This is a genomic window from Pseudoalteromonas sp. MEBiC 03607 (assembly GCF_004792295.1).
In the GTDB taxonomy this organism is placed as follows: Bacteria; Pseudomonadota; Gammaproteobacteria; order Enterobacterales; family Alteromonadaceae; genus Pseudoalteromonas; species Pseudoalteromonas lipolytica_C.
The window spans coordinates 1,892,208-1,912,843 of sequence record NZ_SRRY01000001.1 but is presented as its reverse complement, the minus strand read 5'-3'; the positions used below and the strand labels follow the sequence as shown (position 1 = coordinate 1,912,843).

Sequence of the window (20,636 nt, the reverse complement as noted above, 5' to 3'; positions counted from 1 at the left end):
TTATTATCCTTTCATCCTGAATAATTAGTTACTTATAGACTCTTTCTAGACAGCCCCCTTCTCGTCCCATATAGTGGAACTCTGTGCAATCAACCAGAAAAACTATGACAACTCACTTAAAATACGCAAGTTTAGCGCTTGCCATTGGTTTATTCGGTTGCTCCGAGCAATCAACATCAAGCGCTGATGAGCCAAGCGAAAAAAACCTTGAAGCCGTTAATATTGAGAATGTACGCTCACATATTAAAACCCTCGCCTCAGATGAATTCTTAGGCCGCGGTCCTTTAACTGAAGGCGAAACGCTCACTATTAACTATTTAGCCGATGAATATAAAAAACTCGGCTTAAGCGGTAGTTTTAATGGCGAGTTTTTACAGCCAGTTACTATGGCAAAACTCACCCCAGATCAAAACATGACCTTACAAGTGGGTGATTTAAGCTTTAATGCTGGCAGTGATTTTACCGCTCGTACTCAACAGATTAACCCTGAGATCAACATTGATGGCTCTGATGTTGTGTTTGTTGGCTATGGCATTAATGCACCTGAATACAACTGGGATGACTTTGCCGATATTGATGTAAAAGACAAAACAATTATCGTGCTTGTTAATGATCCAGGTTTTGCCACCCAAGACGAATCACTTTTCACTGGAAATGCCATGACCTACTACGGTCGTTGGACTTACAAATATGAAGAAGGTGCACGCCAAGGCGCAAAAGCGGTATTTATCGTTCACGAAACAGCCCCTGCTGCTTATCCTTGGAGTGTAGTAGAAAGCTCGAACACGGGTAGTAAATACACTTTAATTGACCAAGATAAAAATGCTTCTGACATCCCTGTAATGGGCTGGATTGATGAGCAGGCGGCAAATGAAATATTTGCTCAAGCGGGTCTTGATTATCAAACCGAAAAGGCCAACGCACTAAAAGCTGATTTTAAACCTGTCGACTTAAAAGCGAAAGCAGCCCTAACACTGAAAAGTGATATCTCTCAAGCACAATCACATAACGTTGTTGCAACGCTTAAAGGTAGCGAAACCCCTGATGAGTACATTGTAATTGGTGCACACTGGGATCATTTTGGTACCAAGCAAACTGATGAAGGCGTGAAAATCTACAATGGTGCTGTTGATAACGCATCAGGTAGCGCAGCAACGGTAGAAATAGCCCGTATTCTTACTGAAATGCATGAGAAAAAACCATTTAAACGCTCGATTATCTTTGCCAACTTTACGGCTGAAGAAACTGGGCTTATTGGTTCTGAGCAATTCGCTACTGGCGAAATTGTACCAACCAAGCAAATGGTCGCACTGCTTAATATTGATGGTATGAACGTACTTGATGGCGTTGACTACATATTACAATACGGTAAAGGCATGTCTGAAATGGAAGACTACCTTGCAGATGCAGCGAAAGCACAAGGTCGTCATGTAAAAATGGACCCTCGTCCTCAAAATGGATTGTTCTTCCGCTCTGATCACTTCTCACTGGCTAAACAAGGCGTGCCAAGTTTATTATTTATGAGCTTAGGTGATACTGATCCTGATTATATCGCCCATAAATATCACAAAGAAGCTGACGACTATTCACCCCAATGGTCTATGGGTGGTGTTAAGCAAGATATCGAACTGATCGTTGATATTGCAGCCAAACTTGCTAATAACGGTGACTGGCCAAAATGGAAAGCTGAGTCTGATTTCAAAGCGCGTCGTTTGCAAGACAAGCAATAACCTTCGCTTAGATACAAAACCGAGCTTCATTGCTCGGTTTTTTATGTACAATATGCCAACTTGCTAATTGATTAAACCAACTTAATTATTCTAACGTTACCCGCAGCTCTCTTGATTGAGCAACCCCTTCCTGCCGATGCTCAAATCCAGAATAATCCACATTTACACCGCTAAATTCAAATGCATAACCCCCCGTTTTGCCTTCTGAATCGATCATAGCTAATAGGGCGTTATTGTCTTTACCTGCAAAGTTAGTATTCTCGTACTTAACAAGATACTTAGCTTGTGCACCGATATAATATACGCAATACCCTACAAATAATTGATTATTATCATCATCAGTATAAATAACCCAACCAAATGAGCCGTCTGCCCCCATTGAACGCTGAGTCCATGCACGAGCAAAATGTGGCTCAATGCCTCCACTTTGAGGGTATTGCATTGTCCCTTGCATAGTACCACTTGTTTTATAATGCCATGTTTTGTTGGTGTTATTCACAATTTCAGGCACTATCTGCGTTGAGGCATTCCCTTCATTTTTTAGTATTTCAAACGCTGTATCGGCTAATTGAGTAAATACATCGGATACTGGTCTTCCATCGATTGATACATAAAGTGAACTCATTTTCCTTCTCCTAGTAAATTTTTAGCTAAACCCTCATGGTTCAGTTAAATAGTAAGATGGAGAAATTCACTTGTGTATTACAGATTATTACATGGCTTGAGTACAGAATGCTGTGCAGCAGACATAAAAAAACCGAGCTCGTTGGCTCGGTTTATTATTGGATAGTATTACTCTTTAATCTTCGCCTTTAACGAAAGTGCTTCTTCTTGCACTTCTTCTGGACCATTTTCGATCACATCTTCAATGGCTTGTAATGCAGCATCAAAGTCGTCGATTTCAATATATGCCCTTGCAAGGTCTAGTTTTGCTGAGTATCCGCCACTTTCGGCATCAACATCTGTTGGGTTGTCACCTGCGAGTAATTCATTAAAATCACTAAGCCCTACATCCATATCAACCTCATCGTAAGGTTCATGGTCTAATGCTTCATCGTCGCTTTGCTCAAGTAACGAGTCAATATCAACAAACTCATCGCCTGTAGACTCAGGCTCTTGAGCTGCTGATACATTATCCTCAGGCTCTGGCTGTGCGTCGTTTTCAATCTGCAAGTCTTCATTTAACAGTGCGTTAAAATCAACATCAAACTCACTGGCATCTGCAATGTCGGCTTCATCTGGCTCTGCTAGCTCATTTAGCAGCGCATCAAAGTCTGTTTGAGTTAAATCAGCCATGAAATCATCGTCGATTTCATCATCAGATAACGTAGTTAAGTCATCACTGCCCACAATTTCTGATTCAATGTCTGCGATGGTGTCAGCTTCGTCTTCATGTTCAAGCTCAATATCGTCAAGGTCTAGCTCAAACTCCGCTTCGCTCTCAAGGTTATCGCTATTATCTGCAGCTGTCGGCAGCTCAGACTCTGCACTTGTAACCATTGCATCATTTGACTCTGTTAAGTCATCTTCAGATTCTAGAGCATCTTGCTCAGTAAACTCATTATCTAGCAACAACTCATCGTCAAAGTCTTCCTCTAACTGATTAAGTTCATTACCGCCCGCCAGTGAATTTGCAAGGTCTTGCTCTGCCTGACTTGGCTGTAAAGATAAATCATCTTGGAACTCATCAATTGAGTCTTCTGACTCAAAACCAGCATCATCTAACTCAAGTTCAGGGTATTCATCAAGTTCTTGACTCGGTGTAACTGTGTCTTGAACGAGAGGCTCATCTTCAACGCCTAGGTCAAATTCATCTGTTAGTTGATCATCGGCAAGAGGATCGTCACCTAAATCTATTTCAACCTCTTCAATATCTTCTTGAGGTTCATCATCAATAGACCAATCCGGAGCTGCTATATAATCATCTTCGTCTTCACCTATTTCACTTAATAATTCATCAACACTTTTTAGTGATGGATCATCAAATTCATCCAGTGAATCTTCGTCATCTAGTAGATCATCGGTGTCTTCGTTAAACTCGTGATTGAGCGCTTCATCAATATCGACTAAATCAGAAGCCACTGACTCAACATTCAAGTCGTCTATTGCTTGGTCTGCATCAGCTAGATCTTCTAGTGACTCTTGTAAACTCTCATCGTGTTCTTGGCTTTGGGCATCATCATGACTTAAGTCATCTATCTGAGCTTGTGTATCTTCTTTAAGTTCATTAGCCTCTTGAATTAACTGTTCAAGCTCATCATCTGAAACAGCTTCATCATCATCTTCTTCCAGTAGTGAGTCTAAGTCGCCCATATCTAAAGAGTCAGCTAACTCGTCCTCAGAACTGCTTGGCTGTGCTTGTTCAACTTCATCAAGTAAAGAATCTATATCGTCTTCTTCAAGTGCATCTTCTGAATCACTTTCTTCAAGATCACCTTCGTCGATTAATTCATCAACCTCAGGCTCTTCAGCTGCTGCATCTTGCTCGTCGACTAGCTCATCAACCGTAGGCTCTTCAGCTGCTGCATCTTGCTCGGCTACATCGTCAATTAAAGAGTCAATGTCATCGCTAACAAGGCTATCGTCATCGTCTTGCTCGTCGACTAGCTCATCAACCTCAGGCTCTTCAGCTGCTGCATCTTGCTCGGCTACATCGTCGATTAAAGAGTCAATGTCATCGCTATCAAGGCTATCCTCATCGTCTTGCTCATCGACTAGCTCATCAACCGCAGGCTCTTCAGCTGGAGCCTCTTGCTCGGCTACATCGTCGATTAAAGAGTCAATATCATCGCTATCAAGGCTATCTTCATCGTCTTGCTCATCGACTAGCTCATCAACCGCAGGCTCTTCAGCTGGAGCCTCTTGCTCAGCTACATCGTCGATTAAAGAGTCAATATCATCGCTATCAAGGCTATCTTCATCGTCTTGCTCGTCGACTAGCTCATCAACCGCAAGCTCTTCAGCTGGAGCCTCTTGCTCGGCTACATCGTCGATTAAAGAGTCAATATCATCGGTATCAAGGCTATCGTCATCGTCTTGCTCATCGGCTAAATCATCAACCGCAGGCTCTTCTGCTGGTGCATCTTGCTCGGCTACATCATCGATTAAAGAGTCAATGTCATCGATATCAAACGTATCGTCATCGTCTTGCTCATCGGCTAAATCATCAACCGCAGGCTCTTCTGCTGGTGCCTCTTGCTCGGCTACATCGTCGATTAAAGAATCAATATCATCGAGATCAAACGTATCATCATCGTCTTGCTCATCGGCTAAATCATCAGCCTCAACTTCCTCTGCAGTATCATCTATTGACGCATCAAGGTCGTCTTCGTCTAACTCATCTTCGTCAATTAAGTCATCAATATCACTTTGCTGTGCAGGCTGTTCGTTTTTAGTTTCTTCTATTAACGAATCAATATCATCAGAGTCGTCTTCTGCTTGTGTATCATCAATTAGACTATCAATATCGAAATCGTCTTCATCAATGAGTTCTGCTTCAACATTGCCTGCTGTTGGTTGCTCATCGGCAGCATCGAGTAAGTCATCAATATCATCTAAATCAACGTCTTGATTATCATCTGCACTCGCATTTTGCTCATCAATTAAACTATCAATATCAAAATCATCTTCAGCAAGCTCTTCACTTAGAGCCGCCATATCTTCATTTGTATCATCAAGTGAATCATCTGCATCATTGTCGAACAAGTCATCAATATCGTCAGCACTTAAAATATCGCCAGATAAGTCAGTATCTGACTGTTCACTATCCAGATCTATTTCATCACCTAAACTATCGTCTGTTTGGTCAAAATCTTGCTGTAAAAATGCATCCAAATCATCGTCGTCAACGCCCGCTGTCGACTCATCAGCAAACTCAATATCATCGCTAAGCAAACCGTTTAGTTCATCTTGATTTAATACGCTATCGTCGTCATCGAAACTATCATCAATACTGTCGTCGAAAATAATATCATCGTCTGGCAGCATATCTTGATCGTCATCTAATCGGACACTTAGTTCGTCATCATCGTCTGAAGGCTCAGGGACAAGTGGATCAGTTTCTACAATTGGATCAAGATCATCATCTGGCGTATGGACAGGGCTTTGCGGTAAAAACTCATCGTCATCAATATCATCAGTTTCGCTGCTATTGCGTTTTTTCAAGAACATCACAACGGCTGCAATTATCAGCAAAGCCGGTAGAAACATTAAAGCACCGAGAACAAATGGGTTACTCAGAATAGACGAAAAATTAAACCCACTGTCCTCTTCAATCTTTTTTGCTCTTTGCTGCTCTATAATTTCGTTTTGTTTGGCTATCAGCTCTTTAAGCTGCTTTTGGATTTCACTGTCTTGACCAAGTTGATCACGAACAGTCTCAAGCTCCTTAGATATACCCGTTAACTGTTTTTTTAGTTTGTTATTCTCTTCTAAAATTTCTTCTACATTCTCGACCGACGATTTAAATTGCTTTTGCAACTCAACAAGCTGAGTGCCTTGCTCTGCTTTGATCGTATTTATTTCTTGTTTAAGCTCTTGTTTTGCTTCGTCTACGTCGACTTTACGAGCCTGCGTTACATTCTTTTGTGATTCATTTATTTCAGCAGTCGTTAACGTGCCATTTTTCTTTTTTTCCCATAATTCATCATCTTGCTCTGAGCGCGCTTTTGCTAACGTGGGATTGACCGCACGCATCTCTGCAATTGTTGGGATTTTAAGGTATGCGCCATCGCGCATATGATTAAGGTTTTGGTCTAAAAAAGACGACGGATTTTTGTCATACAATGCTTGCATGACTTGATAAATAGAAACTGAGTTATCAGGACGAATTTTTGCGGCAATACGCCATAACGTATCAGTTGGCTTTATTGGGCCAATTGATCGCCCTTGCTCACCATAGTCGACCCCTTTAGGGCCTTTAAGTGTGGAGCCTTCATCAGAGTATGTCGGTGTAACCACCAATGCAGACGCTAATATGAAGAGTGTTGCTAAACCGCGCATGCTGATCCTTTATGTTTTAAATGTTAACGCAGCAACCTTGGTTGCTTAAACATCAAGTAATTCTTGCAGAATTGATTCTTAATTATGCTTTCTTGCAAGCTCTATTCCAGCTGCAGACTATAAACCAGATGCTAGGCAATATCCATCGCAACACTTTGAAAGTAAATAGCTTAAATATCTACGGCTGAGAGTTTTATTTATTGTTATTGTTAAGTTTATACGCTTTTACAGCGTATGCGGCAATAATTTGGCAGTGAATTCACAAAAAAAGCGGCAAATTGCCGCTCTCTTTCACTTATAGCTCAGCCAAAATCATCAGATTTACAAATAATTTGCGATTAGCTCTTCAGCAATCTGCACACTATTTGTTGCCGCACCCTTACGTGTGTTATCACTAACAACCCACATATTTAAACCATGTGGATGCGAAATATCGGCACGTAAACGCCCTACATACACAGTATCGTTGCCGCTAGCGTCAGACACTGCTGTTGGATAATCCGCTAAGTCTTCAATAAACTCAACACCTGGTGCATCGTTTAATAGCTGCTTCACATGTTCGATATCTACTGGCATACGCGTTTCAATATTAATCGCTTCACTGTGACCAAAGAACACAGGTACACGAACACAGGTAGGGTTAACCACTACGCTGTTATCACCTAGGATTTTTTGTGTTTCGTTCACCATTTTCATTTCTTCACGTGTATAACCGTTATCTTCAAAGCTGTCGATTTGCGGGATCACGTTAAAAGCGATTTGTTTAGGGAAAACAGCATTATCCATCGGGCGCGCATTCATTAAGTTTGCTGTTTGCTTAGCAAGTTCATCAACGGCTTCTTTGCCTGCACCTGATACTGCTTGATAAGTTGAAACATTAATGCGGTCAATACCATAAGCATCATAAATTGGCTTTAACGCCACCAGCATTTGAATAGTTGAGCAGTTAGGATTTGCAATAATATTGCGGTTTCTGAAATCAGCTAAACTCGATGCATTCACTTCAGGAATGATTAATGGCACATCGAAGTCATTACGAAAGTGTGAGGTATTATCAATTACCACACAGCCAGCATCTGCCGCAATCGGTGCGTATTTTTCAGAGACACTACCGCCTGCTGAAAATAAACCAATGTGAGCTTGGCTAAAATCAAATTCTTCAACATCGATTACTTCAATGCTTTCACCGCGAAATTGAATTTCTTCACCAGCACTGCGGCTGCTTGCGAGTAAAAATAATTGGTCAACTGGAAACTTACGATCTTCTAGGGTTTCGATAATTTGACGACCCACTAAACCAGTGGCACCTAATACGGCTACATTAAATTTTTGCGACATGTGTTTTCCTCTGTTGAATAAAGCAAATGGCTTTATTCGTTAATTCTAAATCCCAGTGCAGCTAATGCGCCTTCACATGCACTGTTGGCAGCCACCGATAAAGTACTAAACTCTCGTCGTGGTGGGTAATTCTTGCGTAAACTATCAAAGCCTTCGCTTGCTAATTTACTTCGTAAAATGCCATCGTCACGACGCACATCATAAATTAGATGCACTAAGCGACCTATATCGTCTAGGTTAAAGGTTTCACCTAGTGTGACACAATGGCTGATTGGCTCCGGTAAAAAATCGTCCAGAGACTTAAGCGCTGCGATGCCTTCAAGCTCACACACTTGCTGATACAGCATTTGTGTGCCGCGAGCTTTGCCTTCGAGTGTATGCCCTGCAATATGCACACTGGCATAACGCACATAATCAAGCAAAGGAGTCAGTATATTGGGTTCATTTTCCCAAACATCAAGCACGCAATCTAATTGGGCACCTTGTTCAAACAATGCTAGCAATGCTTGGTTATCAATTACATCACCACGGCTTGCATTGATAATTGTCATTCCAGGCTTAAGTGCCTTTAAGCGTGTTTCATTAAGCATGTGCAAGGTTTTATGTGGCTCCTGCTTAACTAATGGCACGTGAAAAGTCACAATATCAGCTTGAGCTAGTAATGTGTCTAACTCAATGTGTTCTGCAAGTTCACCAGCTTCATGCTTTGGTGGGTCACATAGCAACACATTCATACCAAGCAGGCTTAACTTATCACGTAAGCAGCTTCCTATACTGCCAACACCAACTATCCCTATGGTTTTACCCTGTAATGAGCTGGCATTTTCTTGGCTCAGGGCATATAAGCTACTAATAACATATTCAGCTACCGCCACGGCATTACAACCAGGGGCGCTGCTAAATGCGATATTTCGCTCAGCAAGTAATTCGGTATCAATGTGATCAACACCTATGGTTGCTGTGCCCACAAATTTTAATTTATCTGCTTGAGTTAGTAGGGCTTTATCTACATTGGTCACCGAGCGAGTTAACAAAATGTCGACTCCAACTAGCTGCTCTGGTTGTAGATTACGGCCATCAAATCGCTCAACATCACCAAAATCGGCAAAGTACTGCTCAACCAATGGCATATTTTGATCTGCAAGAATTTTCATTTGTGTGTCCGAGAGGCAGAAAGTGGCGCTATTGTAGCGAATTTATCGGTATTCGGATAGGTAACAACTAAGACGATTTTGGGGTTATTTATACCCAAACCACCTCAAGGTGCGAGTTTCAGTTAGAATTAAAAGCGATAATGAAAAAGCCGAGCAATTGCTCGGCTTTAAGCAAATACTGGAGAGGTTTAACCTTTATATTTGCTCATTACGAGAGTGGCGTTCGTGCCACCAAAACCGAAGCTGTTAGACATAACTGTATTTAGTTCAACGTCTTTACGCTCAGTTACGATATTTAGACCTTGTGCTTGCTCATCCAGTTCATCAATGTTGATTGATGGAGCAACAAAGTTATGCTCAAGCATTAATAGCGAGAAAATTGCTTCGTGTACGCCTGCAGCACCTAAAGCATGACCTGTCATCGCCTTAGTTGCACTGATCATTGGAGAGTTACCACCAAATACTTCTTGGATAGCGCCAAGCTCTTTAACATCGCCAACTGGTGTTGAAGTACCGTGAGTATTTAAGTAATCAATACCACCTTCAAGGCCTTGCATTGCTTGCTTCATACAACGTACAGCGCCCTCACCTGATGGAGCTACCATGTCGTAACCGTCAGAAGTTGCACCGTAGCCTGTGATTTCTGCATAGATGTGCGCACCACGAGCAAGTGCATGCTCTAATTCTTCAACAACAACGATACCGCCACCGCCAGAGATAACAAAACCGTCACGGTTTGCATCGTATGTACGTGATGCTTTCTCTGGTGTTTCATTGTACTTAGTAGACAATGCACCCATTGCATCGAATTCCATTGCAAGTGTCCAGTGAAGCTCTTCACCACCACCTGCAAAAATAACGTCTTGCTTACCTAGTTGAATTTGCTCAACCGCATGACCAATACAATGTGCCGATGTCGCACACGCAGAACTGATTGAGTAGTTAACACCTTTAATTTTGAAAGGTGTTGCAAGACACGCAGAAGTCGTGCTCGCCATAGTACGTGGTACCATGTAAGGACCAACACGTTTTACGCCTTTTTCACGTAAAATGTCAGCTGCCTCAACTTGCCACTTAGATGAACCACCACCTGAACCCACTAATAAACCAGTGCGCTCGTTTGAAACTTGCTCTTCACTAAGGCCTGCATCTTCAATTGCTTGTGCCATTGAGATATAAGCGTATGCAGCTGCATCGCCCATAAAACGCATTGCTTTACGATCAACAAACTCTTTAACATCAATATCGATTTTGCCCGAAACGTTACTACGTAGGTTGTAGTCGGCAAATTCTTGGTTGAATGCAATACCACTGCGACCTTGTTTTAATGATTCTAATACTTCTTCTTTGTTGTTACCGATGCTTGAAACAACACCGATGCCCGTAATAACGGCTCTTCTCATGGGTAATTACCTTAGCTCTATACTAAATTGTGTTCTATTTTACGCTGAAATTACTTTCGAAGTGGTCAGCTTTCTAGCGTACACTTGTACTCTGAATGTCTAGCTTATAAATAACGCCAGACTATTTCAAAGAAAACACGTAAAATAATTAAAAAAAGTTTGTAGTTAATTAGTTAAACCATGATCAAAAACGCACATATTCATTTTAATCACCTTGGTACCCCTGTCGCCGATCAGTTTGACGATGTTTATTTCTCTAACGACGATGGCTTAGCCGAATCACATTATGTTTTTTACCAACAAAACAATATCCCGCAACGATTACAAAATCATGACCGTAACCACTTTGCCATTGCTGAAACAGGCTTTGGTACTGGGCTTAACTTTTTAAATACTTGGCAACATTTTGCTGCTCACCTTGATAGGCAGCATGCAGAGCTAGAAGTTCAAAATCAACACGACCTTAGTGGCAATAAATGCGTAAATAGACTGCACTTTATCTCATTCGAGAAATACCCTATTAAGCGTGATGACCTCGCACAAGCACTTAAAGCCTGGCCTAATTTAAGCGATTATAGTGAGCAACTGATTGCTCAATACCCTATTAATTTGGCCGGTTGTCATCGTCTTGAATTTGCTGGCGGCAAGCTAATACTCGACCTTTATTTTGGTGACGTACAAGACAGCATCGATACCATGAGCTACCCAAGTGAAGGGGTTATCGATGCCTGGTATTTAGATGGCTTTGCTCCAAGTAAAAACCCAGATATGTGGCAGCAAAGTTTGTTTAACAAAATGCGAACTATTTCAAGAGCAAACGCCACAGTCGCCACTTTCACTGCAGCCGGCTTTGTCAGAAGAGGGCTAATCGAAGCAGGCTTTAGCATGAGTAAAGCAAAGGGCTACGGTAAAAAGCGCGAAATGCTGATTGGTAAGCTAACCGAGCCTAATCAGCAACAATCAGGACCTGCGTATTTTGCTCACCAACAAAGTGAACTGAGAAATGTAGCTGTTATCGGCGGCGGTATTGCCAGTAGCTGCGTACTGTATTCACTGGCTAAAAGAGGCCTGAATGCCACACTTTTTTGCCAAGATAAAGCCCTTGCCATGGGCGCTTCACACAATGTACAAGGAGCTGTTTATCCGCATTTACAAGCGAAGAATTCACCGCACAGTGAAATGTTTGCCCATAGTTTTTTATATGCGATGCGTCTTTATCAGCAATTGCTTGATGATGGTTTTGACTACCCTCACCAGTGGTGTGGTGTATTGCAACATGCGGTTAAACAAGGCCTAGCTGATAAACATCAAAACCTTGCCGATAAAGAACTTTGGCCAACTGAATTAATGCGCAATGTAAGTGCCGAAGAAGGTGACAAAATTGCCGGTGTAGAAACGGGCTACTCAGGTGTATTCTTTGCAAAAGGCGGTTGGGTAAATCCACCAGCACTTGTTACAGCATTATTTAAAGCAGCAAACTCCTTAAGTGCGAGTAACAATAGTAAAATAGATAGCCACTTTAATTGCCATATTGAAAAACTCGAAAAAACCGCTGACGGCTGGCTTTTACACAGCAAAGAGCAAACATTTGGGCCTTTTAGCGATGTAATTAACTGTGCAGGTGAACACAGTGACCAGTTTAGCCAAACTCACGCACTGCCTGTTGTTGGTGTGCGCGGCCAAGTCTCGCATGTGCAAGCAAGCGAGCAGTCAAAACGCCTAAAGACAGTGCTTTGCCATAAGGGCTATTTTACTCCTGAATATCATGGCCATCATTGTATGGGCGCAACCTTTGAAAAAAACTCAAAAAGCCGTGAAGTTAAAGAGCAAGACAACCATACCAATCGCGAACAACTATTAAGTTTTTACAAAGACAGCGAGTTTGCAACGACCTTAGGTGAAATAACAGCGGCAAAAGCAGCGGTAAGATGTACCTTCATCGACCATCTACCTATGGCTGGTGAGTGGGCTGAACAAAGTGATTATATAAATGCGTTTGCCAATCTACGCTTGGGTAAGCGTTATCAATACCAAGCTTTAACGAAACCTCAGCAGGGCTTGCATGTGCTTACTGGCTTTGGCGCAAGAGGCCTGTGTAGTGCCCCTTTGTGTGCTGAGCATTTAATTGCTTGTTTAAACAATGAACCAAGACCATTTAGTGAACGTGTGAGCCAAGCTATTCACCCCGCCCGCTTTATTGTACGCGATTTAATTCGCAATAAAATTTAGCGGTTGGATGGGGCTTTAATTAGCCCCATTATTGTTCTTGATTACAATTTCGTTTTTAGTTTCCCCTTTAAAAATAATTCCTCACCCCAAGGTCTTTACTTACACAGTAATTAGAAGGAGTTTGATATGAAGACCTTAATCATTGGCGCCACAGGTCAAATAGGTAAAATGACCACCGAAAAAATGCTGGCAAGCGGTCATGACGTAGTGGCTCTGGTTAGAGACAAGAGCAAACTGAGTACGCTTGAAAATAATAATTTAACGATTGTTGAGCAAGACCTCGAAAACGATTTTAGTCGCGCATTCGAGGGCGTTGAACAAGTAATTTTTAGTGCTGGATCTGGTGGTTCAACAGGTGCAGATAAAACCTTATTAATTGATTTATGGGCCGCTGTTAAAGCGATTAATTATGCGGCAGATGCCAAGGTTAAGCACTTTATTATGGTCAGCTCAATTGGTGCTGATGCCCCAGACAACATTGAAAGCAGTATAAAACCGTATTTAGTTGCTAAGCACATGGCTGACCAGCATTTAATCAATAGCAAATTAAATTACAGCATAGTCAGACCTGGCACTCTGTTAAATGATGCAGCAACGGGATTATTAACCACCACACGCCCTGCAACCCGCCAAGATGCGGTGATCAACCGTGAAGATGTGGCCGATACCCTGCTATACCTTGCTGAACATACACCGAAAAAGCCAAGAGTGTTTGAATTGTTTAATGGTGATAAATCAATCGACAGCCTTCTGAGCGATTGAATACGTATGCATAAGAAATAAGATTGAGAAAGCGCGTAAAGCACTTTAGTTTATTGTTTACATAATAATAACAAAGGTGCTTTATGCGTCATTTTGCTTTTCTTTTTTGCTTTGCTTTTACGTCGGCTTGTTTCGCCGCACCGGTAAAAGTACAAAGCTACAGTGGCGATACCTCCCTTCCCCACAAATTATTGATCAGCGCCATTGAACGTGCTGGCTTAGAGTATGTTCATCCTTACGAAACCAATAAAGATATCTCTAATGCACGTATCTTAAACGATGTAAAAAACAACCAGCTGGATGTGATGTGGAGCATGACATCTACTCAGTTAGAGCAAGATTATCAAGCTGTTTATATTCCCTTGTTTCGTGGCTTACTTGGCATGCGAGTCGCGATTGTGAAAGCACAAAATCGCGAGCTGTTTAGCTCGGTAACTAGTTTACAAGATTTAAAACGCTTCACCGCTGGGCAAGGTAAAACTTGGCCAGACACGAAAATATTAAAAGCGAATCAACTGCCCGTTGTTACCACATTAAAATACCCTAACTTGTTTCCAATGCTTGAGGGCGAGCGCTTTGACTACTTCCCACGTGGGGTGAATGAACCTTGGGATGAAATTGCCAATCACTCAGAGCTTAACCTCACTGTTGAGCCATACTTAGTTATTAAGTACACCGCACCACTTTACTTTTTCGTCAACAAAAACAATCACACACTACATAAACAGCTAAATGATGCCCTAAACGAGATGATTGCCGATGGCACATTTAACGCCATGTTTTTGGCAGACAGCCAAGTACAAACGGTTTTATCAAAAGCCAATTTAAGCTCGCGTCGCGTTATTGAGCTAGATAACCCAACGTTATCGTCGAACACACCTAATAAAAATAGCCCTTTGTGGTTTAACCCATTTCAATGAGCGCACAATGAAATCATTAAAATACAAAATGACTTTGGCACTGTCTTTGTGCCTTTTACTAAGCGTGATCTTCGTGATCAGCGCAAACTACCTGCTGGCAAAGTCGAATCAGACACAGCAATGGCAAGATGACATCACTGCCCTTAATGAGCAAATGCAGGTTATTTTAGCTGAACCGGTATTCTCTTATGATGAGCCGTTAATCAATCAGATTATTAAAGCTTTTTCGCAAAACAAACATGTACATAGTATTTCAGTGACAGATCATCGCAATAAGCCACTTGCCGCTATCGCTAAACAAAGCAATAGTGCATCGGTTAGCAAAACTATTGATTTGCACTATTTAGATAATTTAATAGGTCATATAAAAATTGGTTACTCACAACAAGCACTGCATAGCACTATTGCTGAATCAACACGAACCATGTTTATTACCTTGCTAGTCTCTTTTATCGCCTTGGGTGTGGTGATTATTTATATCGTGCGACTGTTAGTGATAAAACCAATCGATAGCGTAAATAGCCTTGTTGATGAAATTGTCAAAGGTGAAGGCGACCTAACAAAACGCATTAGCTACCAATCGAATGATGAAATTGGCTATTTAGTTGATGGTTTCAATCGCTTTATAGCGCAAGTACAAGAAATAATTACAGAGCTAGGCAGCACAGCCAGTGAGCTTGAAATGATTGCCAGCACAGTAAACGAAGCATCTGTGCGCTCTAAAAACGAAGCCGAGCTTGAATATAACCGCACTGATTCAGCAACCAATGCGCTTAGTCAGTTAAGTGAAGCAACCAAAGAGATTGCCCAAGGAGCTAATCAAACCGCGCAGCAAACCACCGACGTTCATCGCTTATGCCAACAAGGCGAACAAAATATGAATGCCAATGGCAACATGGTTGACGAATTAGCTGCACAACTTGACCATACATCAAACGTAGTTAAACAACTAAACGCCAGTAGTAATGAAATTAGCCAAGTGCTCGATGTTATAAAAAGTATTGCCGAGCAAACCAATTTACTGGCTTTAAATGCTGCTATTGAAGCAGCTCGTGCAGGTGAATCTGGTCGTGGCTTTGCTGTGGTAGCCGATGAAGTAAGAGCGCTTGCTAGTAAAACCTATGATTCAACGTCTGAGATTGAGTCGATTATTGTATCGCTACACAATAATACCTCTGATTGCGTAACCGCTACGGAGCAAAGCAAGTCACTGAGCGATAAAGTGAGCCAAGCAAATCAAAAAAGCCAAGCAGTGTTTAAAGATATTGCTAAACAAATCAATACCATTAATCAAATGAACGAGAGCGTTGCAGCAAGTTCTGAAGAGCAAACCAGTGTGACCGCTGATATATTAAATACCATGCAACTCATTAACCAAGGCGCTAAGAGCCTATCGCAAGAAGCTCAACACCTTGATAACACCATAGGCCAGCTTAACGAATTAGAGCGCGGCATCGTTGCTAAACTGGGTTTATTTAAATATTAAAAGCCATGATCCCCTGCCACGCAAGTTGCAGGGAAAGCACCGTTAACACTAAACGAAAAATCTTTTTAAATTTATCTGACGAAATGCGGTGCAATAACTTAAGGCCAAACCAAGTACCTAAAGCGCCGCTAACTATCATGAGCATAACCAGCGGCAACCACTGCCAAAATGCAAACCCGACAGCCCCATATAAAATCGCTTTTAAGGTATGTTGCACTGTCATGCAGCTTGAGAATGTGGAGGTAAATTTAAGCTTATTATAATTATTTACATATAAGCAGCTGCCAACCAAAGGCCCACTTGCCCCTACAAACATCGAGATAAACGTGGTCCAAAGCCCAGCGAGAACACGCCATAACTTTGAGGTTTCTCTAAGCTTCGGCGTAACTCCCCACAGTAAATAAAGCACAAAGGCGGCAACGACTATTTTCATTAATTCAAGCGGAATTGATGTGACAATCGTTGAAGCAACCAGCGCACCTATGACTCCCCCTAAAGAGAAGTACACAAACATAGCACCATCAATATGTTTAAACGTGAACAAAAAGCGGTTTGCATTAGAGCCTAACTGCACTAAGCCATGAACAGGAATAACCACACTCATAGGAAGCATAGTTGCCATGATCACCAGCAACATTAAACCGCCACCCGCACCAAAAGCTGCTGAAATCATTGAAGTAAAGCCGGCAACCACAATGAGCATTATTGTGCTGATCGGACTTAATAAATCTCCACCCAAAAACTGCCAACTGATCAAATCCATTGTTATGCTTTAAATAGTGTGTTTGATCTAACGCTACCATGACTCACCACTATTAGCGACAAATTGGAAAATCGTTTCGACTAAAAGACCATATCAACCAAAAGAGAAGTGCCCCTAAATTCACAACTGGTCAGACTTGTGGTTTATTTTGTTAAACCGATGGTATATAACTATGCCCACAACACAATAAAATTAAAGGCACAGCATGACACTGATGAATGTAAGTACACAAGGATCTGTTGCTATATTAACTATGACAACAGCTGAAAATCGCCACAATCCTGCTTTTGCAGAGGCCTTTTTAACTTGCCTTGACGAAATCGAAAGTAACCCTGAACACAAAGCACTGGTGATCACTTCAAGCAGCGAAAAATCATGGAGTTTAGGCATAGACACCGATTGGCTTATGCCCGCATTAAAAACACAAAAATTTGCAGAAGTAAGTGGCTTTATGCACTCAATGGACGCGGTATTCAAACGCCTATTACTGTTCCCAATGCCAGTAATCGCAGCGATAAACGGCCATGCATTTGGTAATGGCGCAATTTTATCGTGCGCCTGTGATTTTAGGTTTATGCAAAGCGACCGTGGTTTCTTCTGCTTCCCCGAAGTGGACTTATCAATTCCGTTTTTACCGGGCATGCTCGCCTTCATTAAAAAAGCCATTCCAGACTATCGTTTTAACGAGATGATGCTAACGGGCCGCCGTGTTACTGCAGACGAACTTGCCGCTGATCATGTTATCGAACAAGCCTGCCCAGACAACGAAACCTTGTTAAATACCGCCCTCGAATTTGCCAGCCAATTCGATAAAAAACGCGCTATTTTCGCCGAGCACAAAAAGCGCCTACACAAACACATCATCGACACCATAGATATCGAAAACAAACCGATTATTGATGCCGTTCAGTTGGTTGTTTGATACCAGAGAAATTAGAAATCCACCTCCCCTTCAAAGTTTGGAGGGGTTTTAAAATACCTTCGCCTCTTTACAACCAGCTGTTCCAACTAATGAAATATAGAAGTAAAATCATCTGTTTTTCAGGGGATTGAAAGTTTAGAAAGCAGAATAGGAAATTTCAGAGTTGCAAAGTTTAACATTAAAACTACACTTGTAACCAACCTTTAAATACATAGCTATTCATGAAGTCTCGAAGCTGTTAGCTAGTTTCATTTACTCATGGAGGAGTTATGGCACTTCATATTTTCAACTTCGATGGCACTGGCAACGAGCCTGAAGACGCCTTACAAATTGTCAAAAAAGGCAAAAAAGAAGACGATAATATTACCAATATTTTGAAATTTCACTTCATGGTAGGTGGTAATTTACATGATGATGAATATAGAGGCTCATCAACACACAGTAATATCGATAACTGCTTCTATTACCAAGGTGTTGGTACCTATGGCAACTGGTGGTCTCGGTTAATTAATCAGGGGCTATCTCCTGAAAAAAAAGACGTCAGAACAATTTTGATAAAAGCGATTAATGACTTTAATCGGGTTTATCAAAAAGGCGATCAAGTTATTGTCACTGGTTTTTCAAGAGGGGCAGCCCTAGCCCGTCGCTTTTGTTCAAAAATTATTGAAAAATCCCCCTTATTAAATAAACAAACAACACCTTTTATTTATTTAGCAGCATTTGACACCGTGGCTAGCATCGGCCTGCCTAATTTAAGTAAAGCTGAACGCCCTGACTATGAAGTTGTTTTCGAAAATGGGCATACTATTTCAAAAATAATCAAACAAGCAACTCACCTCGTCAGCTTGGATGACAAGCGGAAAGCATTTCAACCAACACTAATGAACTATGAAGAAACCCGAATCACTGAGATATGGTTTGCAGGTGCCCATAGTGATGTCGGTGGAGGTTATTATCGTGATGGCTTATCAGATTTAACACTTTCTTATCTTATCAATTGGATTGCTTACCAAGTTAAAATGTTTGACCTGCTAGATCCTGAATTAAAAATCCCTTCAGAAAAAGCGCTTCAAAAGGCGTTACCATTAAGGTTAAAAAACATGATTGGACTTGATGATCTCCAAAGAGAAGCTACTGCTCTTGGTAAAAATCATCAACAAGATCGCTGGCCAATTGTTGACTGGCTCACTCTTGAAGATCGCTTATGTTGTGTAATAGATAAAGATAAGCTATCGAGTAAGCATAAACCTGTTATTCATAACTCAATTACCGAACGAATTGCATTTGACAAAGATTACCGCCCTAAGTCATTGGCAAACGTCTCGCACAATGTATTTTTTGCCTTTAAGGACGAGCCAATAAATGGCTTCGGAGTTAAAAGTTACTGCAATAACCCAAGACCAGTATGGTTTGCATTGGAGGTTAATGAATCAATTGAGATAGAAGTTGATTCATCAAAACTATTTAATCACTCAGGTATTTTAGTAGAAACAGGTGAAGTCTATTTAATTACCTCTCAAGCAGACGATGTTTGGAGCGATGGCAGCGTTAAATGCAATGCCGATGGTTGGAATACTGACACTGTCCAGCTTGGTTGGAAAGAGCTGCCTATAAAGCTTGCTCGCAGATTAAAGCGAGTTAAATCAGTTGACTGGTTTACTTTATGCTGCTCTGTAGGAAGAGATGATAATCAAGCAAAAGCTGTAGGCTGTAATGGCGAGTTTAAAGCCAGCAAAGATGGTGAGCTCACTTTTTTTGCTAATGACATTAAGTCAAAAATGGCCAATAACGTTGGTTTTATAACCGTGAAAGTTTTGAGAGTTAACTAATCACTATTTTTCAGGCTCTTACTCTCAAGTTTAGCAAGGAGGTTGTCAATATGTTAATTAAACACAAAAGATTGGTTCTGCTCTTTTTCGTAACACCTCTCCTTTTTTCTTTCAATTCTTTTGCAAATGAAAATATCCAGGAGAGTAGTGCCTTGCTCGAAAAACGAATAAAAGAACAAGATTTTTATAAAGAATTTAATATTTTAATAATTCCAAAAGGGAAATTAAATAATGAAGCAATACTTTTGCCCGACCAAATTAAGTCTCTTAATTTTAAATCACTAACAAATAACTCCGATATATGTGTTGACTGCGATCCAGATAAGATGATTGTTCCTAGCTTGCCTATATTGATTCCGTCTCCATCGCCAACAATAAAGCCATTTAATTTTAAAGACTTTTGTAAAAAATACCCTAAGTTCAAGACCTGTAAGGAAATGGCTTCTGAATCGCCAGATCCTTTCGAAAGGATTGCTGCCGCAGAGTTAGATTATCAGTATGAAACGCTCAAGAGTGAAACTGAAAACCCATCGATTAATGTAAGCTTAAAAAGAGAGTTATTACTTCATCAAAAAAAGTTAATGACCGTAACTGAAGAAGCTTATGAACTACAGTATTGGATGACTATAGGTATTTTCATTATTGTTATTCTTCTTGTACTAGGTGGTTTTTACCTTTCGTACTTGCAATTTAAATTAAAAACTCAACAACCAGAAAGTTCCAGTAATGCTACCTTCAAGATAGGTAAAACTGGCATTGAATTTAGCTCTTCGGTGATAGGTTTAATGATTTTATTTATGTCATTTTTATTCTTCTACCTATATGTAAATGATGTATACAAAATTCAGGTACAAGCTCCCCCTATCGTTAGTGAAAACTTGAATGCTCTAGATATTAAAACACCTAGATATGCCATAAAAACTATTAGTCTTGAGTAACAAATTAAACGAAAAATAAATTAAACACTTTATTCAACGCTTATAAGATTTAAGAAAGTGTAAAACAAATAATTGTTATACGATTTTTTAAGTTGATTTCTTATTTGTTGTACGTACTTTCAGTGCATTAGATACGGAACATCTTTGGTAACAAATCAAGA

At 40.9% G+C, this 20,636-nt stretch carries 14 protein-coding genes; 8 read left to right on the top strand and 6 right to left on the bottom strand.

The features are described from left to right. The first annotated feature begins 104 nt into the window (after positions 1-104). Positions 105-1,730, top strand: a complete 1,626-nt coding sequence (locus E5N72_RS08745; RefSeq protein ID WP_135926259.1) for a M28 family metallopeptidase — start codon at positions 105-107, stop codon at positions 1,728-1,730. Between the two features lie 85 nt (positions 1,731-1,815). On the opposite strand, the gene E5N72_RS08740 is transcribed toward E5N72_RS08745, so the two are convergent. The 5 genes from E5N72_RS08740 to fabB form a co-directional block, all read right to left on the bottom strand. Next, positions 1,816-2,355, bottom strand: a complete 540-nt coding sequence (locus E5N72_RS08740; protein WP_135924114.1) for a hypothetical protein — start codon at positions 2,353-2,355, stop codon at positions 1,816-1,818. Positions 2,356-2,522: 167 nt separating this feature from the next. After that, positions 2,523-6,731 (bottom strand): FimV/HubP family polar landmark protein, encoded by a 4,209-nt coding sequence (locus E5N72_RS08735; protein ID WP_135924113.1) that lies wholly within the window; start codon positions 6,729-6,731, stop codon positions 2,523-2,525. A gap of 321 nt (positions 6,732-7,052) precedes the next feature. Next, positions 7,053-8,069 carry an aspartate-semialdehyde dehydrogenase gene (locus E5N72_RS08730; protein ID WP_135924112.1) on the bottom strand — a complete coding sequence of 339 codons (1,017 nt, stop codon included), beginning with the start codon at positions 8,067-8,069 and terminating at the stop codon, positions 7,053-7,055. Positions 8,070-8,101: 32 nt separating this feature from the next. Then, on the bottom strand, positions 8,102-9,223 hold the full coding sequence (locus tag E5N72_RS08725; protein WP_135924111.1) for a 4-phosphoerythronate dehydrogenase: 1,122 nt from the start codon (positions 9,221-9,223) through the stop codon (positions 8,102-8,104). Between the two features lie 188 nt (positions 9,224-9,411). Then, positions 9,412-10,626, bottom strand: a complete 1,215-nt coding sequence (gene fabB / locus E5N72_RS08720) for a beta-ketoacyl-ACP synthase I (protein WP_135924110.1) — start codon at positions 10,624-10,626, stop codon at positions 9,412-9,414. 180 nt (positions 10,627-10,806) lie between these two features. Here fabB and mnmC point away from each other — a divergent pair, with 180 nt between their 5' ends. The 4 genes from mnmC to E5N72_RS08700 all read left to right on the top strand — a co-directional run bounded on the left by mnmC (position 10,807) and on the right by E5N72_RS08700 (position 16,023). After that, on the top strand, positions 10,807-12,855 hold the full coding sequence (gene mnmC / locus E5N72_RS08715; RefSeq protein ID WP_135924109.1) for a bifunctional tRNA (5-methylaminomethyl-2-thiouridine)(34)-methyltransferase MnmD/FAD-dependent 5-carboxymethylaminomethyl-2-thiouridine(34) oxidoreductase MnmC: 2,049 nt from the start codon (positions 10,807-10,809) through the stop codon (positions 12,853-12,855). A 126-nt stretch (positions 12,856-12,981) separates the two neighbouring features. Beyond that, complete coding sequence (locus tag E5N72_RS08710; protein WP_135924108.1) at positions 12,982-13,617, top strand: SDR family oxidoreductase; 636 nt, start codon at positions 12,982-12,984, stop codon at positions 13,615-13,617. A gap of 83 nt (positions 13,618-13,700) precedes the next feature. Continuing rightward, positions 13,701-14,537: a transporter substrate-binding domain-containing protein gene (locus E5N72_RS08705; RefSeq protein WP_135924107.1), complete on the top strand. Its 837-nt coding sequence runs from the start codon at positions 13,701-13,703 to the stop codon at positions 14,535-14,537. A 7-nt stretch (positions 14,538-14,544) separates the two neighbouring features. Continuing rightward, positions 14,545-16,023 carry a methyl-accepting chemotaxis protein gene (locus E5N72_RS08700; RefSeq protein WP_135924106.1) on the top strand — a complete coding sequence of 493 codons (1,479 nt, stop codon included), beginning with the start codon at positions 14,545-14,547 and terminating at the stop codon, positions 16,021-16,023. Here E5N72_RS08700 and E5N72_RS08695 read toward each other — a convergent pair. Beyond that, the gene (locus tag E5N72_RS08695) at positions 16,013-16,786 is read right to left on the bottom strand and encodes a sulfite exporter TauE/SafE family protein (RefSeq protein WP_135924105.1); all 774 of its coding nucleotides are present in this window, start codon (positions 16,784-16,786) and stop codon (positions 16,013-16,015) included. The two genes, E5N72_RS08700 and E5N72_RS08695, sit on opposite strands and share 11 nt — an antisense overlap. Positions 16,787-16,991: 205 nt before the next feature. On the opposite strand from E5N72_RS08695, the gene E5N72_RS08690 reads away from it, so the two are divergent. The 3 genes from E5N72_RS08690 (at position 16,992) to E5N72_RS08680 (ending at position 20,475) form a co-directional block, all read left to right on the top strand. Further along, entirely contained in the window at positions 16,992-17,708 is a 717-nt protein-coding gene (locus E5N72_RS08690; RefSeq protein WP_135924104.1) for an enoyl-CoA hydratase/isomerase family protein, read from the top strand. A 269-nt stretch (positions 17,709-17,977) separates the two neighbouring features. Then, positions 17,978-19,537 carry a DUF2235 domain-containing protein gene (locus E5N72_RS08685; RefSeq protein ID WP_135924103.1) on the top strand — a complete coding sequence of 520 codons (1,560 nt, stop codon included), beginning with the start codon at positions 17,978-17,980 and terminating at the stop codon, positions 19,535-19,537. Between the two features lie 50 nt (positions 19,538-19,587). Then, on the top strand, positions 19,588-20,475 hold the full coding sequence (locus E5N72_RS08680) for a hypothetical protein (protein ID WP_135924102.1): 888 nt from the start codon (positions 19,588-19,590) through the stop codon (positions 20,473-20,475). Positions 20,476-20,636 lie beyond the last annotated feature (161 nt).

Coding starts and splice junctions, on each gene's coding strand:
- E5N72_RS08745 (WP_135926259.1), top strand. CDS start 105: ATGACAACTCACTTAAAATACGCAAGTTTAGCGCTTGCCATTGGTTTA.
- E5N72_RS08740 (WP_135924114.1), bottom strand. CDS start 2,355: ATGAGTTCACTTTATGTATCAATCGATGGAAGACCAGTATCCGATGTA.
- E5N72_RS08735 (WP_135924113.1), bottom strand. CDS start 6,731: ATGCGCGGTTTAGCAACACTCTTCATATTAGCGTCTGCATTGGTGGTT.
- E5N72_RS08730 (WP_135924112.1), bottom strand. CDS start 8,069: ATGTCGCAAAAATTTAATGTAGCCGTATTAGGTGCCACTGGTTTAGTG.
- E5N72_RS08725 (WP_135924111.1), bottom strand. CDS start 9,223: ATGAAAATTCTTGCAGATCAAAATATGCCATTGGTTGAGCAGTACTTT.
- fabB (WP_135924110.1), bottom strand. CDS start 10,626: ATGAGAAGAGCCGTTATTACGGGCATCGGTGTTGTTTCAAGCATCGGT.
- mnmC (WP_135924109.1), top strand. CDS start 10,807: ATGATCAAAAACGCACATATTCATTTTAATCACCTTGGTACCCCTGTC.
- E5N72_RS08710 (WP_135924108.1), top strand. CDS start 12,982: ATGAAGACCTTAATCATTGGCGCCACAGGTCAAATAGGTAAAATGACC.
- E5N72_RS08705 (WP_135924107.1), top strand. CDS start 13,701: ATGCGTCATTTTGCTTTTCTTTTTTGCTTTGCTTTTACGTCGGCTTGT.
- E5N72_RS08700 (WP_135924106.1), top strand. CDS start 14,545: ATGAAATCATTAAAATACAAAATGACTTTGGCACTGTCTTTGTGCCTT.
- E5N72_RS08695 (WP_135924105.1), bottom strand. CDS start 16,786: ATGGATTTGATCAGTTGGCAGTTTTTGGGTGGAGATTTATTAAGTCCG.
- E5N72_RS08690 (WP_135924104.1), top strand. CDS start 16,992: ATGACACTGATGAATGTAAGTACACAAGGATCTGTTGCTATATTAACT.
- E5N72_RS08685 (WP_135924103.1), top strand. CDS start 17,978: ATGGCACTTCATATTTTCAACTTCGATGGCACTGGCAACGAGCCTGAA.
- E5N72_RS08680 (WP_135924102.1), top strand. CDS start 19,588: ATGTTAATTAAACACAAAAGATTGGTTCTGCTCTTTTTCGTAACACCT.